Below are 23724 nucleotides of genomic sequence, written 5' to 3' on the forward strand. Positions count from 1 at the left end.
AATGAAAAAACAGCCAGGGCTTTTTTAGCCTGGCTGTTTTTTTATGATCTACCCAGAAAAAATATGGCCAGTGTGCCCGGCCCGGAATGGGATCCGACAGCAGAACCGATGGAGTGCATGATGATGTCTTTCGGCTTGAACGCATCTTCGATCAAGTGTTTCATTTCATTGGCTGTTCCTTCGTTAGCGGCATAGCTGATTCCGACGGTTTGATCGCTCCAATTGTCTCCTCGCTCTTTCATTAATTCAATAATCCGTTTGAACAGCTTTTTCTGTCCGCGGATTTTTTCAAGAGGCACAAGCTTGCCGTCCTCCATATGAAGAAGCGGTTTAATATTGAGCAGACCGCCGACAAAAGCAGATGTTTTTGAAATTCGGCCGCCCCGGGCGAGGTACGTTAAATCATCGACTGTAAAAATGTGCTCAAGCTGTGCGCAAAAGCTCTTTACAGACGTTTCAATTTCTTGTATTGTATTTCCGTTGATACAGAGTTCGCGTGCATGCCGGACGGCCAGACCGCAGCCTAATGAAGCGCATTTGGAATCAATCACCCGCAAATCAAAATCGGGGAATTCTTCCTTCACTTCATTGGCGATCATGACGGCTGTCTGATAGGTGCCGGAGAGTCCTGAGGAAAAAGCGATGTAAAGTGCGGGCTCTCCTGTTTCGGCATATTGCAAAAATACATTTTTAATGGTTTGCGGTGAGGCTTGGGACGTCTTTGGCGCTTCCCCATTTTGCATCGCTTCAAATATTTGTTCCGCATGAATCGTGACTGCATCTTCATATTCTTTGTCGCCGAGAGAAACCCTAAGCGGGATAAAGCCAATGCCGTTTTCCTCAAAATAAGAACGAGGCAGATCAGCGGCGCTGTCAGCGATGAGATGAACTGTCATTTTGCTTCCCTTCTTTCCGTTTATCGCTCGTCATCATATGATTTAAGCCAACTATATCATATTAATTTGTCAAAATCGTGTTCAAATATTTGTTTTAAGGGAAAACATAATAAAGAAGAATGAGCGGAGGAACATGCCATGGTACTAGATCAAACAAAAAAATTACTCATCGTCATCATCGGGGCTTTACTTAATGCGGCCGGGCTGAACTTATTTCTGATTCCGGCAGATGTATATGCCAGCGGATTCACAGGTGTCGCCCAGCTTTTATCAAGCGTCGTTGACCAATATGCCCCTTTCTACATATCGACGGGAACGCTCTTGTTCCTCTTAAATATTCCGGTCGGTATTTTAGGATGGCTGAAGGTCGGCAGATCGTTTACGGTGTACAGCATTTTGAGTGTCGCACTGACCACATTGTTTATGGGAATCCTGCCGGAAATGAGACTGTCTCATGACATCCTGCTGAACGCGGTATTCGGCGGCGTGATTTCCGCGGTCGGAATCGGTTTAACATTAAAGTACGGCGCTTCGACAGGCGGCCTTGATATCGTCGCTATGGTGCTGGCCAAGTGGAAGGATAAACCCGTCGGCACGTATTTCTTTATTCTGAACGGGATTATCATTCTGACGGCAGGATTATTGCAAGGTTGGGAGAAAGCTTTATATACCCTTGTTACTTTGTATGTGACAACGAGGGTGATCGACGCGATTCATACGCGGCACATGAAGCTGACAGCAATGATTGTGACGAAAAAAGCGGACGAAATCAAAGAAGCCATTTATGGAAAAATGGTGCGGGGCATAACGACTGTCCCAGCCAAAGGAGCTTTTACAAACGAGCAGAAAGAAATGATGATTATCGTCATCACGAGGTATGAATTGTACGATTTAGAAAAAATCGTAAAAGAAGTGGACCCGAAAGCATTTACGAACATTGTCCAAACGACCGGGATTTTTGGTTTCTTTAGAAAAGACTGACGAAAGCAGGTGGAAGTCGTGAAACGGCTGCTTGTGATGCTCTTGCCTGTGGTGCTATTAATAGGCTGCGGGAAAAATGAGCAGACAGAACCCGATAAGGAGGTATCAGGCGGAATGGAGAATCAAGAGGTTGTTTTATCTGTTGAAGCAATTCAGGAGCCTGAACAAATCAAGTTTAACATGTCACTGAAGAACCAAAGCGAACGCAGTGTGGAGTTTCAATTCAGCACGGGACAAAAATTTGAACTTGTCGTGTATGATTCTGAGCACAAAGAAAGATACCGTTATTCGAAAGACAAAATGTTTACGCAGGCTTTTCAAAACCTGACGCTTGAATCGGGAGAAACATATGATTTCTCTGATGAATGGAAGGAAGTACCGGAGCCGGGGACATATGAGGTGAAGGTGACGTTTAAGGGCAGAGCGGAGAATCTTAAGCAGGTCCAGGCTGTACAGCAGTTTGAGGTCAAATAATAGGCTATGGCGAATCGCCATAGCCCTTTTTTATTGCAATTTATCCAGTTGATCTTGAAATTGATGAAGCTGTTGACGTTCCGCATCTGTCGAATTGGCATACGCAGAAGACACAGCATTTTTGGCCCTCAGAATCGCTTGCTCCTGATCGCCTTCCTCAAAGCCGTTTGTCACCATGACTGCCTGTTGAACAAATGATTTCGCCTGCTGAAACAGTTCGTTTCTCATTTAATATTCAACCTGTCTTTCGGCCGAATCTCGTGCCGCGGCATGCTGGTGAGCTTCTTCTAATGTAGACCGATATGGAAATCTTGCGGCGTGTAGCCCGATGGAGTCTTTACCCTGCTGAATAAACCTTTTGGATTTGCTTCGTTTACCCATTGTGAGACTGCCCCCTTCCATACTTTGACGAGATGAGTCGTCTCCCATAGTATGCTGGGGCGGGTAAAGGTTTATAAGTGGGAAAAATTAAAACACTCCGCTCTTTAGATTGAGAAATATTCTTTCAAAAATTGGGCGACCCCATCCTCTTCATTGGAACCCGTCGTTTTGTCAGCGATCTGCTTGACTGCGTCAATTCCATTTCCCATGGCGACGCCGCATCCAGCAAATTCAAGCATTTCCAAGTCGTTATCTTCATCGCCAAAAGCGATGATCCGTTCTCGCGGCACGCCGTAGTAATCGCTGATTTTCTGCAAGCCAATCGCTTTGTTCATGCCGCTTTTAATAATCTCAATCACATGCCACGGGGCTGCCCATCTCCTGTGATCGATCACCTCGGCGTGCACATCTGTTAGATAAGCGCGTATCTCTGGCACATCTTCCTCTTTCGCATGGATGAGCACAGAGGTGACATCCTCACCGAGATTTTTACGCAAATCGCCGACGGTGACATTTGTTGTGTTCATGTTAAAGGCATCAATCAGATGCTCATCATGATAATGGAAGTACACATCATCGATGACTTCAGCAAGTATATTATGTACGTTGTAGGTCTCGCTGATATCCACAAGCTGTTTCACAACTTGAAGCGGCAGTGAGGTATGATACCGTCCCCAGCTGTCATCTTGCGGATGGTGGACAAACGCTCCATTGAAATTGACGATCGGCGTTGTCAGATTCATTTGCTCATAGTATATGGAACTTGAACGGTACGGCCGGCCGGTGGAGATGCAAACGTAATGTCCGTCATTTTTTAGGCGCTGTATCGTTTGAAGGGTGTTTTCTGATATTGTTTTATCGTCCTTTAATAATGTTCCATCTAAATCTAATGCGATTACATAGGGTTTTGTCTCCATGAAAAGCTCCTTTAACCTTAGATTTTGCGTGAGTTGCCTTAATTACAGTGTAGCTTTTTACCATCTTTATTGTCTACATGTTACACTTATGATTATGGTTATCCTAAGGAGGGGACATTGTGATTCAAATTGAAAATCAAACCGTTTCCGGCATTCCGTTTTTACATATTGTAAAAGAAGAGAACAGGCACCGTGCCGTTCCTCTTGTTTTCTTTATACATGGCTTTACAAGCGCAAAGGAACACAACCTTCATATTGCTTATCTGCTTGCGGAGAAGGGCTTTAGAGCCGTTCTGCCGGAGGCGCTGCACCATGGTGAACGGGGAGAGCAAATGGCTGTTGAAAAGCTGGCCGGCCATTTTTGGGACATCGTGCTAAACGAGATTGAAGAGCTTGAAGTACTCAAGAGCCATTTTGAGAAGGAAGGCCTGATAGACGGCGGCCGTATCGGGCTTGCGGGTACATCAATGGGCGGCATTACAACGCTTGGCGCCTTAACGGTTTATGATTGGGTACAAGCCGGCGTCAGCCTGATGGGAAGCCCGAATTATGTCGAGCTGTTTCAGCAGCAGATCGATCACATCAAATCTCAGGGCATCGATATCGATGTGCCGGAGGAAAGGGTGCGGGAGCTCATGGAGCGCCTTAAAGTGCTGGATCTCAGCCTTCAGCCGGAGAAACTTCGCCAGCGCCCGCTTTTATTTTGGCATGGCGTTAAAGATCAAGTCGTGCCTTACGCGCCGACCCGGAAATTTTATGACACGATTAAATCTTATTACAGCGAGCAGCCGGAACATCTCCAGTTCATTGCGGATGAACGAGCCGATCACAAAGTGCCGCGGGACGCTGTGTTAAAAACCGTTGAATGGTTTGAAACACATTTATAAAGCACAAAGGTGTAAACATAGGCCGGATTTACGTTATACTGTAGAAAAAAGGAGTGAGGGAACGTGGAAGAAGCATTAAAAGAAAACATTATGGGCGCCCTGGAACAGGTTGTCGACCCTGAGCTTGGCGTTGATATCGTAAACCTCGGGTTAGTATACGATGTTGATATGGATGAAGACGGCTTAACGCACGTCACAATGACACTGACGTCAATGGGATGCCCTTTAGCGCCGATTATTGTTGATGAAGTGAAAAAAGCGCTTGCGGACATTCCGGAAGTGAAAGAGACGGAAGTTCACATTGTGTGGAATCCGCCGTGGACTCGGGACAAAATGTCAAGATATGCAAAAATCGCGCTTGGCATACAATAAAACAAAAGAGGACAGCCTTACTGTGAGGCTGTCCTTTTTACAGCTGAAAAGGAGTGAAGCAAAATGATGTATCTGCTTGCCGTTCTATGCCCGCCGCTTGCTGTTTTGTTTACGGGAAAGCCGTTTCAGGCCCTGCTCAATCTCATATTGACATGCATCTTTTGGCTGCCGGGCGCCATTCACGCTTGTTTTATCGTGGCTGACCACCGCGCTGAAAAACGGGCAAGACGATAATCTGGAAAAAAGAGGACGCAAACATGGTATAATGGCCATAAAAAACAGCAGGGAGAGCGCCATGAAAAAGAAATTGCTTGCATTCGCGCTGTGCACCGGTGCGTATGCGGTCCTGTTTGCGTACTCTGTTCATTCAGAGCAAAAAAGCGGCTCCAGCGAGATGACTGATGTCAGCCGCTTGATGCCGGTGAAAATTAAGCAGACGGTGAAAGGGCAGGAAGAAAATAACCTTATTGACACAGTCAAAGAGGCCAATCGAAAAAACATAAAAATCTCAATAGCCGGAACCCAGCATTCGATGGGCGGCCATACATATTACGAGGACGGCATCGTTCTCGACATGACAGGCTACAACAAAATCCTCGCTTTCGATAAAGAGAAAAAAACCATCAGGGTCCAAAGCGGGGCGACGTGGAATGACATACAGAAATACGTAAATCCATACGGGCTTGCGGTAAAAGTCATGCAGTCACAAAATATTTTTACAATCGGAGGATCTCTCAGCGCCAATGCCCACGGGCGTGATATCCGCTATGGGTCGCTGATTGATACAGTCAAATCATTCCGTCTTTTAAAAGCCGACGGCACAATTGTCACTGTCACTCCAAAAGATGATTTATTTTCAGCGGTCATCGGCGGGTACGGTCTTTTTGGCGTGATTCTCGATGCTGAGCTTGAATTAACGGATGACGAGCTGTACGTCATGCAGACGGAAAAAATGAACTACAGTACATATGCTGACTATTTTACAAAGCATGTCAAAGGCAATCCCGGTGTCCGCATGCATCTCGCTCGCATCTCAACAGCAGAAAAAGGATTTCTGAAAGACATGTATGTCACAAATTACGTATTATCAGAAGAGCAGGATCAGCTGACATCTTACAGCGATCTCAAAGAGGATGAGCATACACAGGTGACGAAATTCGCGCTCGGCCTGTCAAGAAGGTACGGGTGGGGCAGAAACTGGCTGTGGAACACCCAGCAATCCTATTTTCTAAGCCAAAATGGAACAAAGGTCTCACGCAATAACGTCATGCGGTCAGAATCAAAATTTCTCGAATACGAAAACAATGAAAATACAGACGTGCTGCAGGAATACTTTGTGCCGGTGAAGGAGTACGCTTCCTATATTGATGACCTGAGACAAACGCTGTCACACGAAGACCTGAATCTGCTTAATATCACGATCCGGTATGTGCAAAAAAACGAAAAGGCTGACCTGTCTTATGCGAAGGATGATATGTTTTCGCTCGTGCTCTTAATCAACGAGGGCTTTTCAAAAGAAGACCAGGCTGACGCTGCCAGGATCATCAGGCGTATGACAGACGTTGCGCTCAAACACGGAGGAAGCTATTATCTGCCGTATATGACATATCAGACAAAGGCGCAAATGAGACAGGCGTATCCGAAAAGCGAAGCGTTTTTTCAGAAAAAACAGACGTATGATCCGGATGAGCGGTTTATGAATTACTTTTATCAGAGGTATAAATAATGGGGAAAAACAAATTAAAATGGCTGACACTTTCACAAAGCAGCGTGTTTTTCGCAAGCAGTTTAATCTTTCCGTTTTATATTCTGTTTGTGAAGAATATCGGCTCAAGCTACACGCAGTTCGGTTTTTCCTACGGATTATTCGGACTGAGCGGAGCGCTCATTTACCCGCTCCTCGGCCGGCTTTCTGAAAGGATCGACAGCCGCTATTATCTGCTTGCGAACTCATGGGGTATGGCGGTTCTGCTTTTGTATGTTCCGCATGTAAACAGCGTTCTTCAAGTGTACATCGTGCAAGTGCTGTTAGGTCTCTTTGGGGCGATGCAAAAACACGGAGAAAAAGTATTAATCGCCGACTTTACAGACACCGGGGAACGCGGAAAAAAGATTGGGAATTATCATTTTTGGACCGCTGTTTTTTCAGCGGCTGCCATTATGCTCGGCGGTTTTCTCGCCGACTTTTTTACGGTGCAAATGATTTTTTATACAAGCTCTATTCTATATTTTCTGAGCGGATTGATGATGATGAAAACAGGCTGACACGGTCAGCCTGTTTTTTTATGCAGCTGCAAATGGCGCCGGAACAACAACTTGAAGCGGTTTCTGCCTGCTTTTTAATCGCCGATTTTTTTTATTGAACAGAAATTTTATAAATGAATAAAAATATTAAATATACGATTGAATTAATTTTTATTCATGTTATAATGTTAAATAATTTCACAAAGACCAAGAAGGTGAATTCGTTTTGAAAATAGGAATTGTAGGCGCTACGGGTTATGGAGGCGCCGAACTTGTCAGGATTCTTACACATCATCCTCATGCAGAAGAATGTATACTTTATTCATCCAGCGGGGAAGGAAAGGTCTATAGTCATGTTTATCCTCATCTTACCGGCTTGGCTGAGCAGAAGCTCAAGCCCATTGATATGAATACAATCAAACAGGAAATCGATGTCATGTTTCTTGCTGCGCCCCCGGGAGTATCAAGTGAACTGACTCCGCAGCTTGCAGAGGCGGGAATTCCGGTTATTGATCTGTCAGGTGATCTGAGGATCCAAGAGCCTGCTGTATATGAAAAGTGGTATAAACGGACAGCGGCACCAAAAGAAACAATTCAAGAGGCGGTTTACGGCCTTTCGGAGCTGAATCAAAGGAACATTCAGCAGGCGAAGCTCATCGCCAATCCGGGGTGTTTCCCGACGGCTGTGCTGCTAGGCCTCGCGCCTTTGGCTCAACAAAAGCTGCTTGATGAATCGTTCGTTATCGTTGATGCGAAAACAGGCGTTTCCGGTGCGGGGAGAAAAGCGTCCATGGGAACCCATTTTTCTGAGCTTAACGACAATTTTAAAATTTATAAAGTAAATGAACATCAGCACACCCCTGAGATTGAACAGACGTTAAAAGAATGGCAGCCAGGGTTGAAGGCTATTACATTTTCTGCTCACTTGGTTCCGATGACAAGGGGAATCATGGCGACAATGTATACGCAATTAACATCTGATCTATCTGCAGAAGATCTGCACGATTTATATTCGGAATTTTACCAAGATTCATATTTTGTGAGAGTGAGGCCAAAGGGTCATTACCCGCAAACGAAGGAAGTGTTCGGCAGCAATTTCTGCGATGTATCCGTTACCCTCGACGAAAGAACGAACAGGGTCACGATCGTTTCGGTAATTGATAATCTGATGAAGGGTGCCGCTGGGCAGGCAGTACAAAATTTCAATATCATGAATGGCTGGAACGAAGAGACAGGTCTTACCATGACACCAATTTATCCATAGAACAGGAGAGAATCGAACCATGATTCAGTTGAGTGAAGATCAAATAGTGAAAGTAAAAGGCGATGTATCCTCGCCAAAAGGATTTCAGGCAAAGGGCGTGCATTGCGGGCTGCGCTACTCGAAAAAAGACCTTGGCGTCATTATCAGCGAGACACCGGCAGTGAGCGCGGCAGTTTATACGCAAAGCCACTTTCAGGCGGCTCCGATTAAAGTCACACAGGACAGCTTAAAGCATGGATCAGCTCTGAAAGCAGTCATTGTCAACAGCGCCATTGCCAATGCTTGTACAGGGGAACAAGGCTTAGAGGACGCATACAAAATGCGGGAGAGCCTCGCTTTACAGCTGGGCATTGAGCCGGAGCTTGTCGCCGTTTCTTCAACTGGTGTCATTGGCGAACATTTAAATATGGAAAACATTCAGGCCGGCATCGAGCTTTTGAAAGAAACGCCTGCGGGATCTGGAGATTTCGAGGAAGCGATTTTAACGACAGATACCGTCATCAAGCAAACGTGCTATGAACTGACAATCGGCGGTCAAAAAGTCACCATCGGCGGAGCGGCTAAAGGCTCTGGAATGATTCACCCAAACATGGCAACGATGCTGGGTTTTGTGACAACAGACGCGGCAATCGAAGAAAAAACGCTGCAAAAAGCGCTCCGCGACATCACTGACGTCTCTTTTAATCAAATTACAGTTGACGGAGAAACCTCTACCAATGACATGGTATTGGTCATGGCAAATGGCTGCGCGGAAAATGAGCGCCTTACGGAAGATCATAAAGACTGGCCGCTCTTTAAAAAAGCGCTTCTGATGGCTTGCGAAGATTTGGCTAAGGAGATTGCCAGAGACGGGGAAGGCGCGACAAAACTAATCGAAGCCCAAGTAAAAGGGGCGAAAAACAATCTTGATGCAAACGTAATTGCCAAGAAAATTGTCGGGTCGAACCTCGTAAAAACCGCTGTATACGGAACAGACGCGAACTGGGGGCGCATTATCGGTGCTATCGGGCACAGCGCGGCTCAGGTGAAGGCTGAAGAAGTAGAGGTTTATCTCGGGGGCCAATGCCTGTTTAAAAACAACGAGCCTCAGCCTTTCTCTGAATCTCTCGCGAAAGAATATCTCGAAGGAGACGAGATTGCCATTGTCATCAAGATGCATGAAGGAGACGGGAACGGAAGAGCATGGGGCTGTGATCTGACCTATGATTATATCAAAATTAATGCGAGCTATCGCACGTAATAAAGGGGAGCACAATGAAGAAAACAATCGTTTTTAAATGCGGGGGAAGTGTCATCCGTGAGCTGTCGGAAGAATTTTTTCAAAACCTGAAAGAATTGATGGAATCAGGATGGAAATTGGCAATCGTGCACGGCGGCGGACCGGAAATCACACATATGCTGAAACGGTTAAACATCAAAACAGAGTTTGCAGGCGGACAGCGGAAAACAACCAAACCGGTATTGGAAGTCGCTGAAATGGTACTGTCCGGCTCAGTGAATAAATTTTTCGTTGCCGAGCTTGCAAAACACGGGCTCCGGGCTGCGGGAGTGTCCGGCAAGGATGGAGGCCTTCTCGAAGCAGACTATCTCGATCCGGACACATACGGGGAAGTCGGAGAAATTAAAAAGGTTAATGCCTCTATGGTAAACGCGCTGATGGATGAAGGCATCATTCCGGTAATTGCGCCCCTGTCTTTGACGAGCGATTACAAAACACTGAATGTCAATGCTGATCTTGCAGCTTCGGCAGTCGCCGGAGCGCTGAAAGCCGATAAGCTGATGTTCGTCACAGACGTGGAAGGAATTATGAAGGAAAAACAGCGTCTCGACATCCTGACCCCTGAGGAAATTCAGACTCTCATTAAACAGGAAGTGATCACAGGCGGGATGATACCAAAGGTCAATTCAGCCTTGTCAGCATTATCGGATCAAGTATCAGAAGTGATGATCGTAAATGGAAAAGGATCGTTTTTCTCAGATCAAACATTTCAAGGAACAAAAATCGTTAAAGCAAAGGAGGCTGTTTCATGAGCAGCTTGTTTCAAACCTACGGACGGTGGAACATTGAGATAAAGAAAGCGAAGGGAACTTGCGTTGAGGATCAAAACGGCAAAACATACCTCGATTTCATTCAAGGGATTGCGGTTTCCAACCTAGGCCACTGCCATGAAGCGGTCACAGAAGCGGTCAAAAAACAGCTCGACAGCGTATGGCACGTATCCAATCTGTTTGAAAACAGTCTTCAGGAGCAAGCGGCACAGCAGTTAGCGGCAAACAGTGCCGGAGATCTCGTTTTTTTCTGCAACAGCGGAGCGGAAGCGAATGAAGGCGCGATTAAGCTGGCACGAAAAGCAACTGGAAAAACGAAAATCATCACATTTCTCCAATCATTCCACGGCCGTACCTATGCAGGGATGGCAGCTACCGGACAGGATAAAATCAAAACAGGCTTCGGCCCGATGCTGGAAGGCTTTCACTACCTCCCGTACAATGATCCTGGCGCTTTTGATGCTCTTGGGGAGGAAGACGGCATAGCCGCGGTCATGCTTGAGACCGTACAGGGAGAAGGCGGAGTCAATCCGGGCAGTGCAGAATTTTTAACAGCCGTACAGTCATTTTGCAAGGAAAAGCAGGCGCTTCTGATCGTAGATGAAATTCAGACCGGTATTGGACGCACAGGAAAGGGCTTCGCATACGAACACTTCGGCCTCTCACCTGATATCATCACAGCTGCAAAAGGATTGGGGAACGGCTTTCCAGTCGGTGCGGTAATCGGCAAGAAAGAGCTGGGAGCAGCGTTTACTCCTGGATCTCACGGAACGACCTTCGGAGGGAATATGCTGGCGATGGCCGCCGTCAATGCAACATTGCAGGTTGTATTCCAGCCTGAATTTCTGCAAGAGGCTGCTGATAAGGGTGCGTTTTTGAAAGAACAGCTGGAGGCTGAACTGAAGAGTCCTTTTGTGAGGCAAATCCGCGGCAAAGGATTAATGCTTGGAATTGAGTGTGATGGGCCGGTTGCAGACATCATTGCTGAATTGCAGACATTAGGCTTGCTCGTACTGCCGGCCGGACCGAACGTGATTCGTCTGCTGCCGCCGCTCACCGTGACAAAGGATGAAATAACAGAAGCCGTCAGCAAGCTGAAACAAGCGATTGCTCAGCATACCGCTGTTAATTTGTAATTTTTTTTCGATATGAAAGCATAAAAATTCATTTTTATAATTAATTATTCATCAAGAGGTGGGCTTTTAGATGGAAGGTTATTTAGTATTAGAAGATGGAACAGTGTTCAGCGGAGAACTGGACGGACATGAAAACTGTACGGGCGAAGCTGTGTTTTTCACAGGAATGACGGGCTATCAGGAAGTGCTGACAGACCCGTCATACAAAGGACAGATTATCGTATTTACGTACCCGCTGATCGGCAACTACGGTATTAATGAAAACGACTTTGAAAGCAAAAAACCGCAAGTGAAAGCAGCGGTTGTTTACGAGGCGTGCGATCATTTTTCTCATCATGAAGCGGTATACAGTCTCAAGGAATATCTGAAAAAATGGAACATCCCGCTCTTGTCCCATGTCGATACGAGGGCTGTCGTCAAAAAAATTCGCGCGAACGGAACGATGGGGGCGTCTGTCACTGCCTCTAAAGAAGCGGCTGAGATTGCCCTGCAGCCTGAGAACGTCGCAGAACAGGCGTCCGCACAGGACATCAGCACAATCGGCGAAGGGAATAAACATATCGCTCTCATTGACTTTGGCTATAAAAAATCAATTGCATCATCACTCGTGAAACGAGGCTGCAAGGTCACTGTTATACCGTATCAGCAAATGGAATCGATTTACGGCATAAAGCCCGACGGTGTCGTGTTATCCAACGGGCCTGGAGATCCGAAAGCCATTACACCGTATATGGAACAAATCAAAAACATCGTCAGCCGCTTTCCGACACTCGGCATATGTCTCGGCCACCAGCTGATTGCACTCGCTTTCGGCGGAAATACGTTTAAGCTGCCGTTCGGTCACAGGGGCGCAAACCATCCGGTCATCGATCGTGAAACGAAGCGGGTGTTCATGACCAGCCAAAATCACAGCTATGTGGTCGATGAAAAATCCATTAATCAAGAAGAGCTGACGATTAGATTCCACCATGTCAATGACACGTCAGTTGAAGGGCTTTCCCATAAAAAGCTGCCTGTCATGAGTGTGCAATTTCACCCGGAAGCCCATCCGGGGCCGGCGGAAAGCGAATGGATTTTTGATGATTATTTAAAGAATGTGATACCAGCAAGGAGAGAAATCGCCCATGCCTAAAGACACCAGTATTTCAAGCATATTAGTAATCGGCTCAGGCCCGATCATCATCGGCCAGGCGGCAGAATTTGATTATTCAGGCACTCAAGGGTGCATCGCGCTCAAAGAAGAAGGCTATCGTGTTATTCTCGTCAACAACAACCCGGCAACAATTATGACCGATGAAGCTTTCGCGGATGACATTTATTTTGAACCGCTGACGGTAGAAAGCCTGACAGACATCATTAAGAAAGAAAAGCCCGACGGACTTCTGGCCAATTTAGGCGGGCAGACTGCACTAAATCTTGCGGTTGAACTTGAAGAAGCGGGTATTTTAAAGGCGCACGGCGTCAAACTTCTGGGTACATCCGTTGATACAATACAAAAAGGAGAGGACCGGGAAAAATTTCGTTCTTTAATGAACGAGCTGAATCAGCCAGTTCCAGAGAGCGAAATTGTCGATAACGAAACCGATGCCCTTCGTTTTGCGGAATCCATCGGCTTTCCGGTCATTATCCGGCCTGCTTACACGTTAGGCGGAAAAGGCGGGGGCATCGCGCCTACGAAAGAAGCATTTGCCGCCATGATCAAGCAAGCGCTTCTGGCTAGCCCGATCAATCAATGTCTGGTAGAAAAGAGCATTGCCGGCTTTAAAGAAATTGAATATGAAGTGATGCGCGACAGCAACAACACATGCATTACTGTCTGTAATATGGAAAACATCGATCCGGTCGGCGTGCATACAGGCGATTCGATCGTAGTGGCGCCTTCACAAACATTAACTGATGAAGACTATCAAATGCTCCGGACGGCAAGTCTGACGATCATTTCGGCACTTGATGTCGTAGGCGGCTGCAACATTCAGTTTGCGCTTGATCCGTTCAGCAAGCAATACTACGTCATTGAAGTGAATCCGCGTGTGAGCCGTTCATCTGCACTCGCTTCAAAAGCAACAGGTTATCCCATTGCGAAAATGGCTGCGAAATTGGCGGTCGGATACACGCTTGACGAATTAAAAAACCCGCTTACAGGCTCCACTTATGCGAGCTTCGAACCGGCATTGGACTATGTCATCGTCAAGTTTCCGCGCTGGCCGTTTGATAAATTCAAAAACGCGGACCGCAAGCTCGGCACAAAAATGAAAGCCACCGGAGAAGTGATGGCGATTGAACGTAATGTAGAAGCGGCGCTCCAAAAGGCGGCAGCCTCCCTTGAGCTGAAAAACGTCGGCACGCATCTGCCGGAGCTCGGCGGTTTATCAATTGAAGCGCTCTGGGAGCTGGCAATCACACCTGACGATCGAAGATTTTTCGTTGTGATGGAGCTGTTAAGCCGAAGCATATCAATAGAAGAAATCCATGCAAAAACAAAAATCGACCCGTTTTTCCTTCACACCTTTAACAATATCATCAAGCTGGAAAATCAGATCATGGAAGCGGGGAGCGACCTCTCTTTTGATTTATTGAAAAAGGCAAAGGAAAAAGGATTTTCAGACGCAACGATTGCCTCGCTTATCGGCAAGACAGAGGAAGAGGTGCGCGCTCTTCGCAAGGAGAAGGGGATTACGCCTTCCTTCAAAATTGTTGATACTTGCGCAGCTGAGTTTGATGCGAAAACCAACTATTTTTACTCCACGTATTTCGGAGAAACCGATGGAGACATCAGCCGCAAAGAGAAAAAGCGCGCGCTGATTATCGGCTCAGGACCGATTCGCATCGGCCAGGGCGTTGAATTCGATTACAGTGCTGTTCATGGGGTGTTAACGCTGCAAAAGCTTGGATTCGAAACGATTATGATTAATAACAACCCGGAAACCGTGAGCACAGATTATGAAATTGCAGATCGCCTGTATTTTGAGCCGCTGACAACGGAGCACATATTAAACGTGGCGGAGCAGGAAAACATTGACTTTGCGATCGTGCAGTTCGGCGGCCAAACCGCGATCAATGCTGCTGAAGCGCTCGAAAAAGCCGGAATCACGCTTCTCGGCACATCGTTTGAAACGCTCGACGTGTTAGAGGATCGCGATCAATTTTATCAGCTTCTTGATGAACTCGGATTGCAGCACGCTAAAGGAGAAATTGCTTATACAAAAGAAGAGGCTGCAGAGAAAGCAAACGGCATCGGCTATCCGGTATTAATCCGTCCTTCTTATGTCATTGGCGGAATGGGCATGATCATCGTTGAATCGGAAGCTGCGCTTTCTCAGCTGCTGGACGGAGAAGACAGCATGCCGTACCCCATTTTAATTGATCAGTATGTGTCAGGAAAAGAAGTCGAAATTGATCTGATTTCCGATGGTGAAGAAGTCTTTATCCCGACATATACCGAACATATTGAGCGGGCGGGCGTCCACTCAGGAGACAGCTTCGCCATTCTCCCGGGGCCTTCCGTCACAAACAAGCTGCAGCAGGGAATAAAAGATGCTGCTCAAAAAATTGCCCGAAAGCTTTCATTTAAAGGCATTATGAACATCCAATTTGTGATCGATAACGAAACCATTCTCGTCCTTGAAGTGAACCCGAGAGCGAGCCGTACAGTTCCGGTCGTCAGCAAAGTCATGGGCGTCCCGATGATTCCGCTCGCCACACGGCTGCTGGCGGGGGCATCTCTAAAAGATGTAAACCCGGCAATTCAAAATCACCATGGTGTTGCTGTAAAGTTCCCGGTCTTTTCATCACATGCGATTCAAGATGTAGATGTGAAGCTTGGACCGGAAATGAAATCGACGGGAGAAGGCATGTGTGTTGCATACGACGCCGACAGCGCCTTGAAAAAAATCTACACGCGTGTATGGAATCAAAAAGGAAGCATTTATTTGCAAAACGGACCGGAAGATTTGAAGACATTAGCGGAAAACGCCGGCTTTACGGTTCATGAAGGCACATTCGCCTCCTGGATGGAACAGGATGAAAAAGCGCTCCATATCCATTTGAACGGCTCTGAAGAAGCACGCAAAGAGCGTTTGGAAGCCATGACACACGGCATTACCGTCTTTACTGAAGAGGAAACCGTACGGGCGTTTTTGCAAAGCGGATCAGGCAGTCCGCACCCTGTTTCCCTCAGAGATCTTTATAAAAAGGAAGTGGCATCATGCACACAGTGAATATGGGAGAAATGCAAACCAATCTATTCGGAAAAGACCTATTAACGCTAAAAGATCTCAGTGAACAGGACATCAGCGCGTTGCTTGCTGAAGCCAGTGAACTGAAACAAAACAAGATTCAGCCTATTTTTCAAGGCAAAACCCTTGCGATGATTTTTGAAAAATCATCCACGCGGACTCGTGTTTCATTTGAGACCGGCATGGCGCAGCTTGGCGGAAATGCCCTCTTTTTAAGCCAGAAAGATCTGCAGCTGGGCCGCGGTGAAACTGTGGCTGACACGGCAAAAGTGCTCTCGGGCTATGTAGATGCAATCATGATCCGGACCTTCGAGCATGAAAAGGTGGAGGAGCTTGCTGAACACGCTGATATTCCGGTCATCAACGGGCTTACTGATAAATATCATCCTTGCCAGGCGCTGGCGGACCTATTGACGATCAAGGAAATCAAAGGCGATCTCAAAGGTGTGAAAGTCGCATATATCGGTGACGGAAATAATGTGGCGCACTCCCTGATGATCGGCTGCGCAAAAATGGGCTGTGATGTCTCGATTGCTTCCCCTAAGGGATACGAAGTGTTAGACGAAGCGGCGGAAGCAGCCAAGGCATCTGCCCTTCAATCCGGTGCTTCCATTACACTTACAGCTGATCCGATTGAAGCCGTAAAAAATGCGGACGTCATTTATTCAGATGTATTCACAAGCATGGGACAGGAAGCGGAAGAGCAAGAGCGTCTCGCAGTCTTCGCGCCTTACCAGGTGAATGCATCGCTTGTCAGCCATGCTAAACCTGACTATACATTTTTGCACTGTCTTCCTGCACACCGTGAAGAAGAAGTGACGGCAGAGATTATTGACGGTCCGAATTCCGCTGTATTCCAGCAGGCTGAAAACCGTCTCCATGTGCAAAAAGCGCTGTTAAAGGCAATCCTTTACAAAGGGGAATAACCGAAAAAACTGCTGAGCCGACTCTCAGCAGTTTTTTTATGGAAACATATTCACACCCGCTTAGGCGCATACTACACGAAAAAGGAAAAGGAGGAAAAACAGTGGGACAGCAGCATCAATTCCGGCCCGGGCAGAAAGCGCCCAACAACGGCATCTACGTAGAAATCGGCGAGACGGGGAGTATGGTCAAAAACCCGCAAAAGGTCCATCTGTCAGCAGGAGATATGTTTCCTGAAACATCGAATCACAACCGCTTGTGGACGTATAAAAGAAAACCGTGATCACGAAAAAACCCAAAACAATACATGTTTTGGGTTTTTGGCTTATTAATGCTGGCTGGCATTGTTGTTCATAGGCATGATTGCTGCTAGCGCCATGATCAGCACATATAAAACGACAGCAATTACGGATGATGTTGTGAAGTTATACGCTACACTGTTCATGCTGGCAATCAAATAGCATGCCATATGCGATAAAAGGAACGTCCAAATAAAAGCAATAATAAATCGCACGTTTCCACCTCGTCCTTCTCATTCTATTCTAGAAGTTATCATACCATACATAAAGCCAAGGGGGAATCTAATTTTAGAAGAAAGTGAGGTGACAAAAGAGTCTGATTCGTCACATTTTAATGGTAAAATATAAAAAATAAATATCGTCAATTGGTATAATAGCCAAAACATAGAAAGGCTAGGACTTTACCTTATTCGTTTCGTTTCTTTTTACATAAGATAGCGTGAGATGAAGTGTGAAAGGAGGCGGGCAAGCGATGGGAATAACGGAAAGGTATTTTCAATTGGGAACGGAGCATAACGTGATTCATCTGCCCTATCGTCCGAACGGCTTTGGCATCTTTGTCCTCGGGGACAGAACCCACTTTGTCGGTAATGATTCAAGCTTTTGGCTTCAGCATTATGGCAGAAATCAGCTTTTACATATGCTGAGGGACGAAGGCTATACCATTTTTAACAGCAATCTGTTCGGAAGGCACTGGGGCGCGGAAAAAGCGGTCACCTATGCCAAACAGCTGATACATTTCGTGTTGAAGCAGGAAATACTCAATCCGAAGATTCATATTTTAGCAGAAGGGATGGGCGCTCTCGTGGCCGATGAATTGCTTCGTTTTTCCCCGGATCATATCCGATCAGCCGCGATGTTGAATCCTTGTCTCGATCTTCAGGCACATTATGAATCAGAAAAAGAAAATAAATTTTTCTATAAGCAATTTTTGAAAGAAGTATCGCAAAGCTACGAAATCTCCGAAAAAGAAGCGGCTTCACTCCGTTATAAAACAATCGAAAGCTATCCTAGCAGCGTACCGGTTCATATATGGCAGCGGATGACCGGAGCGCCGTATCCGTACAGCCTGCATGCGGAAGTATTTAAGGAAAAGCAGCAGCAAAACCAAGGCTGTCCGGTTGACATAACGTTTCATTTATTTGAGCACCCAAGCAGGATCTATGCATCAATCTGCAAATTCTTTCACAGGCATGAAAAAGAGTTATAAAGAATACAATAACAATAGCCTTCTCTTTTGCGGAGGCTGTTTTGCTTTGGATAAATGAAAAACCGGAAGGGCGGCAGATGAAATGGAATCAACGCTGATTGTAGGGGCGGATGAATTTTTCGGCCTTTCTTTATGCGAGCGAATGATGGATGAAGGCATATACGTAGATGTCGTTTTGGCTGAAACAGATGATGAAAACAGACAAATGTACTTAGAAGAAAGACTCATGTGGCTTGGAAGAAACGAGCACTTTCGGCAGCTTGAGCACATTGAGGATCAAAAGTATGATACAATTTGTATCCAATATGGCAGCGGCTTTTTGCCTTTGGACCAATATAAATCCGCATATGTATTGGTATACGAACAAGACCGAAAAGAGTGGGAGAAACGTGAAACGACAGGTTCAGAACAAGCGGTGATCCTTCCTAAAATGTATGGGCCGTGGAAAGAAGAACAGGAGGAAGAGGGCTTTTATACAGAAGATGTAGCTGACGAGCTGTTGAGATTCCTGCTTGAGCCCGGCCGTGACACCGGCAAAGATTGCATTTTTGATTTGCAAGTCACGAAAAAAACTTCAAAAGATGAAGCGAAAACAAAAATTCTCGAGTGGAAAAGACAATTTTCATCAATTTTCGACAAATATTAAGAAAAACCTTCCATGTTTCGAGTTTTCTAGATACAATAAACGTATCATTTGAATACATGTGATAGCTTGTCAAAAGGAGTTGAACATGACTTGATCACTAGGCTTGTCATGATCTTTTCTGTCCTCCTTTTATTAAGCGGATGTGGACAAACTCCGTTTAAAGGAAAAATTGAGAAGGTCGGCATGCTCTTTCCTGATACGATTAATGACCTCGTATGGGGCACAAAAGGGTATAAAGGATTACTGAATATACAATCTACATACAATGTGGACGTCTACTATAAAGAAGGCGTGAAAACAGATGAAGATATTATAAATGCGATTGAAGATTTTCATAAGCGCGGCGTCAATCTCCTCTTTGGCCATGGAAGTGAGTATGAAGAAGTATTTAACTTGGTGAGTGAAGACTATCCGGATATGCAGTTTGTGATTTCAAACGCAAAAGCAAAAGCGGACAATGTCACAAGCGTCCATCTCAGCGGGGAAGCTATCGGCTTTTTCGGCGGAATGACCGCTGCCCATATGTCAAAAACCAATCAGGTCGGCGTCATCGCTTCTTTTTCATGGCAGCCAGAAGTTGACGGCTTTATAAAAGGGGCTAAGTATGAAAATCCTAATATAGAAGTGAATACAAAATATACGGATCACTGGGATGATGATTCGACTGCGGTGAACCTTTATCAAAAAATGAAGAACGAAGGCGCGGATGTTGTGTATCCTGCCGGAGACGGGTATAATGTTCCTGTCATTCAGCAAATCAAAAAAGACGGCCTATATGCGATCGGCTATGTCACAGATCAATCCGATCTTGGCGAGAACACCGTGTTAACCAGCACGGTGCAAAATGTGGACAAGGCCTATGAAATTATAGCTGAGCAATTCGACAAAGGCACTTTAAAAGGCGGCGACCACTATTACGATCTGAAAAGCCGAGTTGTCGAAATGGGAACTTTCAGTCCGCTTGTAGACAAAGCCTTTCAGAAAAAAATCGCCAAACTGGTCAAAACATATAACAAAACAGGTGAACTGCCAAAAAACGAGTAATGGGGTGACTTTACATGCAGCACGAAAAATCACTTGAGTTTCTGCAAATAGCAATGAAATATCTGCCTGAAGCGAAAGAGCAGCTTGAAAAATCAGGAATAGAGCTGTCGATGGAGGCCATTCAGCCGTTTATGAATTTATTTACAACGGTAATGGCGGAAGCCTATGAGCTGGGTAAATCCGACGCGAAATCTGAAACCGAATAAGAAAAAGCCACTTTCTCGAAAGTGGCTTTTCACATGATTTTCTTTTTAATAGCGGATACCATAGGCGCGAGTTCCTTCAGAGCGGGCTTGATTTGATCGAGAGAGTTCATAATCGAACCGATTTGGTTCATAATATACATGTAATCAATCGTCTCTTCTTCGTTTGCCGGGGAAACCTCCTCCTCCTGCACTTCTTCTTTTTCTGTTTTTTGTTTGGCGTTATCGCCGAACATCATTTTTGAAAACACATCCATCTGCATACGCCTCCTTTTCCATATACCATACTCTATGAGTAAGATGAACCGATAGATTAGACGAATATATTGCCATGTGAAAAAAAATAAGATAGAATTAGTACCTGATACTAATAATTGATCATAACCTGATTGATCTTCTAAATTAACTATATAAAGGAGTCTTCCCTTATGAAAGCTGGAATACTTGGAGTTGGACGTTATATCCCTGAGAAGGTTTTAACAAATCATGATTTAGAAAAAATGGTTGAAACTTCTGACGAGTGGATTCGTACAAGAACAGGAATAGAAGAAAGAAGAATTGCCGCTGATGACGTATATTCATCACATATGGCTGTTGCAGCAGCGAAAAAAGCGCTGGAACAAGCTGAAGTGTCCGCTGAGGATCTCGATATGATTCTCGTTGCGACTGTCACACCTGATCAGTCATTTCCTACAGTTTCTTGTATGATTCAAGAACAGCTCGGCGCAAAGAAAGCATGTGCCATGGATATCAGCGCGGCTTGTGCAGGCTTTATGTACGGGGTTGTAACGGGTAAACAATTTATTGAATCCGGAACTTATAAGCATGTCCTTGTTGTCGGTGTAGAAAAGCTCTCAAGCATTACAGACTGGGAAGACCGCAACACAGCCGTTCTGTTTGGTGACGGAGCGGGCGCTGCGGTAGTCGGGCCAGTCAGTGATGACAGAGGAATCCTTTCATTTGAACTAGGAGCAGACGGCACAGGCGGTCAGCACTTGTATCTGAATGAAAAAGGACATACAATCATGAATGGACGTGAAGTTTTCAAATTTGCGGTCCGCCAAATGGGTGAATCATGCGTAAACGTCATTGAAAAAGCCGGACTCTCAAAAGAGGACGTCGACTTTTTGATTCCGCATCAGGCGAATATCCGCATCATGGAAGCTGCACGTGAGCGTTTAGAGCTTCCTGTCGAAAAGATGTCTAAAACTGTTCATAAATATGGAAACACTTCTGCCGCATCCATTCCTATTTCTCTAGTAGAAGAATTGGAAGCCGGTAAAATCAAAGATGGCGATGTGATCGTCATGGTAGGATTCGGCGGAGGATTAACTTGGGGCGCCATTGCAATCCGCTGGGGCCGATAAAAAAAGGTGAGGTGCACACAAGATGAGTAAAAAAAGAGTAGTTGTTACAGGACTCGGAGCATTGTCTCCGCTTGGCAACGACGTCGATACAAGTTGGAATAACGCAATCAACGGTGTGTCCGGGATCGGTCCGATCACTCGTGTTGATTCTGAAGAATATCCGGCTAAAGTAGCCGCTGAATTAAAAGACTTTAATGTTGAAGATTACATGGACAAAAAAGAAGCAAGAAAAATGGACCGTTTCACTCAATATGCGGTTGTCGCTGCGAAAATGGCAGTTGAAGACGCAGGTCTTGAAATTACTGATGAAATCGCGCCGAGAGTCGGTGTTTGGGTTGGTTCCGGAATCGGAGGGCTTGAAACGCTTGAGTCTCAGTTTGAAATCTTCTTAACAAAAGGCCCAAGACGGGTAAGCCCGTTTTTTGTGCCGATGATGATTCCTGATATGGCGACAGGCCAAATTTCTATCGCTTTAGGAGCAAAGGGAGTTAACTCTTGTACGGTAACTGCATGTGCAACAGGAACAAACTCTATCGGTGACGCATTTAAAGTGATTCAGCGCGGCGATGCAGACGCTATGATCACAGGCGGAACAGAAGCGCCGCTGACTAGAATGTCATTCGCGGGCTTCAGTGCCAACAAAGCGCTTTCTACAAATCCGGATCCGAAAACAGCGAGCCGTCCGTTTGATAAAAACCGTGATGGATTCGTTATGGGTGAAGGTGCGGGTATTATCGTTCTTGAAGAACTTGAGCATGCACTTGCACGCGGCGCCAAAATTTACGGAGAAATCGTCGGTTACGGTTCGACGGGAGACGCTTATCATATCACAGCGCCTGCCCAAGACGGCGAAGGCGGAGCGAGAGCGATGCAAGAAGCCATTAAAGATGCGGGCATTGCGCCTGAAGAGATTGACTATATCAATGCTCACGGTACAAGCACATATTACAATGACAAATATGAAACAATGGCGATTAAGACAGTTTTTGGCGAGCATGCCTATAAACTTGCGGTAAGCTCTACAAAATCTATGACGGGCCACCTTCTAGGCGCGGCGGGCGGTATTGAAGCCATTTTCTCTATCCTTGCCATTAAAGAAGGCATGATCCCGCCAACAATCAATATTGAAACGCCTGACGAAGAATGCGATTTAGATTATGTGCCCGATGAAGCACGCAGACAGGATCTCAGCTATGTTCTCAGCAACTCATTGGGATTCGGCGGACATAATGCAACGCTAATCTTCAAAAAATATCAGTAATCATAACGCCAAACCGGCTGCCCTAAAAGGGTAGCCGGTTTTTTTCGTCCGCATAGGATAAAAAAGAGGAGGCGATAGCATGAGCGTGGAACAAACATACAAATGGTTTGAAAAAGCCGCTTCAATAGATGATCTGGCGCATTACATTGTCCCGTACTTTTCAAAAACGAAGAAAGAAGACTGGAAAGGCATCTTGGGACATTTGCAGCATCACGGAATGTTTAAAAACATAAAAGAGGGAATAAGCACGTCTTCTATTCTGAAAGAAAAAGGACTTTTCCGGCATATACAAAAAGAGGAGCAGTATCTCAAAAAGAAGTGGCAAGGACCTGACGTGCCAATCGTAGCACTGCCGGTTGATGAACGTAACAGAAGAATCCGTTTAGAATTCGGGTCAAAATCAGGGCTCGCCTTCCCAGATAAAATGTTTCTCTTTCTCTCATCAGATATCGAATTGTCCTCGGTTTCAGCCCTTATGACACATGAATATCATCATGTTTGCCGGTTAGATCATATGACAAAAGAGGAAAAAGACGTCACATTACTTGATACAATCATCATGGAAGGGCTGGCAGAATATGCTGTTTATGAGAGGTTAGGCCAAAGCCAAACGGCTGAATGGACCACCTGGTATACCCCTCTGCAGCTTGAGATTTTTTACGAAAAAAAGATAGCGCCTCATCTGAACATCAAACGGGGTCATCGATTGTTCGATCAGCTTTTATACGGCAAAGGATATCAGCCGAAAATGCTTGGATACGCAGTCGGATTCAATATTGTAAAAAAATATTTAACAGAGAACAGAGCCAGTACAACAGAAGGGTTGTCCATCTCTCCTGAAACCTTTTTGAAAGCAACGCTTTAAAAGAATAAAATAATGGAATTCCATTAATAATATTACAATTATCCTAAAAAATTCTTGATTTTGCAAAAT

At 45.6% G+C, this 23724-nt stretch carries 27 protein-coding genes and 1 pseudogene; 22 read left to right on the forward strand and 6 right to left on the reverse strand.

What is annotated here, in order from left to right; all coding sequences use genetic code 11:
* Positions 1-41: 41 nt before the first annotated feature.
* The gene (locus tag P3L57_RS05960) at positions 42-896 is read right to left on the reverse strand and encodes a DegV family protein (RefSeq protein WP_059336296.1); all 855 of its coding nucleotides are present in this window, start codon (positions 894-896) and stop codon (positions 42-44) included.
* 138 nt (positions 897-1034) lie between these two features.
* Between P3L57_RS05960 and P3L57_RS05965 the strand changes: the two genes are divergently transcribed.
* Positions 1035-1877, forward strand: coding sequence for a YitT family protein (locus P3L57_RS05965; RefSeq protein WP_024120888.1), 843 nt, complete (start codon positions 1035-1037; stop codon positions 1875-1877).
* An 18-nt stretch (positions 1878-1895) separates the two neighbouring features.
* A complete protein-coding gene (locus P3L57_RS05970; RefSeq protein ID WP_059293057.1) occupies positions 1896-2351 on the forward strand; it encodes a BsuPI-related putative proteinase inhibitor in 456 nt (151 codons plus the stop codon).
* 30 nt (positions 2352-2381) lie between these two features.
* On the opposite strand, the gene P3L57_RS05975 is transcribed toward P3L57_RS05970, so the two are convergent.
* The 3 genes from P3L57_RS05975 to P3L57_RS05985 all read right to left on the reverse strand — a co-directional run bounded on the left by P3L57_RS05975 (position 2382) and on the right by P3L57_RS05985 (position 3649).
* On the reverse strand, positions 2382-2579 hold the full coding sequence (locus tag P3L57_RS05975) for a DUF3813 domain-containing protein (RefSeq protein WP_003224518.1): 198 nt from the start codon (positions 2577-2579) through the stop codon (positions 2382-2384).
* Positions 2580-2732, reverse strand: a complete 153-nt coding sequence (locus P3L57_RS05980; protein ID WP_044156421.1) for a hypothetical protein — start codon at positions 2730-2732, stop codon at positions 2580-2582.
* 104 nt (positions 2733-2836) lie between these two features.
* Positions 2837-3649 (reverse strand): Cof-type HAD-IIB family hydrolase, encoded by an 813-nt coding sequence (locus P3L57_RS05985; RefSeq protein WP_044156420.1) that lies wholly within the window; start codon positions 3647-3649, stop codon positions 2837-2839.
* Positions 3650-3768: 119 nt separating this feature from the next.
* On the opposite strand from P3L57_RS05985, the gene P3L57_RS05990 reads away from it, so the two are divergent.
* From P3L57_RS05990 to P3L57_RS06050, 13 genes and pseudogenes are all read left to right on the forward strand, one after another.
* On the forward strand, positions 3769-4536 hold the full coding sequence (locus tag P3L57_RS05990; RefSeq protein WP_059336294.1) for a prolyl oligopeptidase family serine peptidase: 768 nt from the start codon (positions 3769-3771) through the stop codon (positions 4534-4536).
* A gap of 63 nt (positions 4537-4599) precedes the next feature.
* Complete coding sequence (locus tag P3L57_RS05995; protein WP_003224525.1) at positions 4600-4908, forward strand: metal-sulfur cluster assembly factor; 309 nt, start codon at positions 4600-4602, stop codon at positions 4906-4908.
* A 63-nt stretch (positions 4909-4971) separates the two neighbouring features.
* On the forward strand, positions 4972-5142 hold the full coding sequence (locus tag P3L57_RS06000) for a YqaE/Pmp3 family membrane protein (protein WP_069486368.1): 171 nt from the start codon (positions 4972-4974) through the stop codon (positions 5140-5142).
* Between the two features lie 61 nt (positions 5143-5203).
* On the forward strand, positions 5204-6634 hold the full coding sequence (locus P3L57_RS06005) for an FAD-binding oxidoreductase (RefSeq protein WP_069486623.1): 1431 nt from the start codon (positions 5204-5206) through the stop codon (positions 6632-6634).
* Entirely contained in the window at positions 6634-7173 is a 540-nt protein-coding gene (locus P3L57_RS06010) for an MFS transporter (protein WP_044156416.1), read from the forward strand. Before P3L57_RS06005 ends, P3L57_RS06010 begins: the two co-directional genes overlap by 1 nt.
* A 205-nt stretch (positions 7174-7378) precedes the next feature.
* A complete protein-coding gene (gene argC / locus P3L57_RS06015; RefSeq protein ID WP_059352716.1) occupies positions 7379-8416 on the forward strand; it encodes an N-acetyl-gamma-glutamyl-phosphate reductase in 1038 nt (345 codons plus the stop codon).
* Positions 8417-8435: 19 nt separating this feature from the next.
* The gene (gene argJ / locus P3L57_RS06020; protein WP_059293052.1) at positions 8436-9656 is read left to right on the forward strand and encodes a bifunctional ornithine acetyltransferase/N-acetylglutamate synthase; all 1221 of its coding nucleotides are present in this window, start codon (positions 8436-8438) and stop codon (positions 9654-9656) included.
* Positions 9657-9670: 14 nt separating this feature from the next.
* The gene (gene argB, locus P3L57_RS06025; protein WP_044156412.1) at positions 9671-10447 is read left to right on the forward strand and encodes an acetylglutamate kinase; all 777 of its coding nucleotides are present in this window, start codon (positions 9671-9673) and stop codon (positions 10445-10447) included.
* Positions 10444-11601 carry an acetylornithine transaminase gene (locus P3L57_RS06030; protein WP_069486369.1) on the forward strand — a complete coding sequence of 386 codons (1158 nt, stop codon included), beginning with the start codon at positions 10444-10446 and terminating at the stop codon, positions 11599-11601. Before argB ends, P3L57_RS06030 begins: the two co-directional genes overlap by 4 nt.
* A gap of 70 nt (positions 11602-11671) precedes the next feature.
* Entirely contained in the window at positions 11672-12733 is a 1062-nt protein-coding gene (locus tag P3L57_RS06035; RefSeq protein WP_069486370.1) for a carbamoyl phosphate synthase small subunit, read from the forward strand.
* A complete protein-coding gene (locus P3L57_RS06040) occupies positions 12726-15818 on the forward strand; it encodes a carbamoyl-phosphate synthase (glutamine-hydrolyzing) large subunit (protein ID WP_069486371.1) in 3093 nt (1030 codons plus the stop codon). Before P3L57_RS06035 ends, P3L57_RS06040 begins: the two co-directional genes overlap by 8 nt.
* 2 nt (positions 15819-15820) lie before the next feature.
* Positions 15821-16778, forward strand: a pseudogene (gene argF, locus P3L57_RS06045) (ornithine carbamoyltransferase).
* An 85-nt stretch (positions 16779-16863) separates the two neighbouring features.
* Positions 16864-17043, forward strand: coding sequence for a YjzC family protein (locus tag P3L57_RS06050; RefSeq protein ID WP_003239319.1), 180 nt, complete (start codon positions 16864-16866; stop codon positions 17041-17043).
* 45 nt (positions 17044-17088) lie between these two features.
* On the opposite strand, the gene P3L57_RS06055 is transcribed toward P3L57_RS06050, so the two are convergent.
* The gene (locus P3L57_RS06055) at positions 17089-17274 is read right to left on the reverse strand and encodes a YjzD family protein (protein ID WP_010333727.1); all 186 of its coding nucleotides are present in this window, start codon (positions 17272-17274) and stop codon (positions 17089-17091) included.
* A 257-nt stretch (positions 17275-17531) separates the two neighbouring features.
* On the opposite strand from P3L57_RS06055, the gene P3L57_RS06060 reads away from it, so the two are divergent.
* From P3L57_RS06060 to comZ, 4 genes are all read left to right on the forward strand, one after another.
* Positions 17532-18269, forward strand: coding sequence for a hypothetical protein (locus P3L57_RS06060; RefSeq protein ID WP_059352722.1), 738 nt, complete (start codon positions 17532-17534; stop codon positions 18267-18269).
* A gap of 82 nt (positions 18270-18351) precedes the next feature.
* Complete coding sequence (locus P3L57_RS06065) at positions 18352-18915, forward strand: hypothetical protein (RefSeq protein ID WP_044156403.1); 564 nt, start codon at positions 18352-18354, stop codon at positions 18913-18915.
* A 90-nt stretch (positions 18916-19005) separates the two neighbouring features.
* Complete coding sequence (locus tag P3L57_RS06070) at positions 19006-19959, forward strand: BMP family ABC transporter substrate-binding protein (protein ID WP_059336277.1); 954 nt, start codon at positions 19006-19008, stop codon at positions 19957-19959.
* 14 nt (positions 19960-19973) lie between these two features.
* Positions 19974-20165, forward strand: coding sequence for a ComG operon transcriptional repressor ComZ (comZ, locus tag P3L57_RS06075; RefSeq protein WP_003224559.1), 192 nt, complete (start codon positions 19974-19976; stop codon positions 20163-20165).
* Positions 20166-20194: 29 nt separating this feature from the next.
* On the opposite strand, the gene yjzB is transcribed toward comZ, so the two are convergent.
* Positions 20195-20425 (reverse strand): spore coat protein YjzB, encoded by a 231-nt coding sequence (gene yjzB, locus P3L57_RS06080; protein ID WP_083244450.1) that lies wholly within the window; start codon positions 20423-20425, stop codon positions 20195-20197.
* A gap of 165 nt (positions 20426-20590) precedes the next feature.
* Between yjzB and fabH the strand changes: the two genes are divergently transcribed.
* The 3 genes from fabH (at position 20591) to P3L57_RS06095 (ending at position 23655) form a co-directional block, all read left to right on the forward strand.
* Positions 20591-21529: a beta-ketoacyl-ACP synthase III gene (gene fabH, locus P3L57_RS06085; RefSeq protein ID WP_010333732.1), complete on the forward strand. Its 939-nt coding sequence runs from the start codon at positions 20591-20593 to the stop codon at positions 21527-21529.
* A 22-nt stretch (positions 21530-21551) separates the two neighbouring features.
* The gene (fabF, locus tag P3L57_RS06090; RefSeq protein ID WP_024120905.1) at positions 21552-22790 is read left to right on the forward strand and encodes a beta-ketoacyl-ACP synthase II; all 1239 of its coding nucleotides are present in this window, start codon (positions 21552-21554) and stop codon (positions 22788-22790) included.
* A 79-nt stretch (positions 22791-22869) separates the two neighbouring features.
* Positions 22870-23655, forward strand: a complete 786-nt coding sequence (locus tag P3L57_RS06095; RefSeq protein WP_044156399.1) for a DUF2268 domain-containing putative Zn-dependent protease — start codon at positions 22870-22872, stop codon at positions 23653-23655.
* Positions 23656-23724 lie beyond the last annotated feature (69 nt).

Origin of the sequence: Bacillus sp. B28 (assembly GCF_029536185.1) — a bacterium.
GTDB lineage: Bacteria > Bacillota > Bacilli > Bacillales > Bacillaceae > Bacillus > Bacillus halotolerans.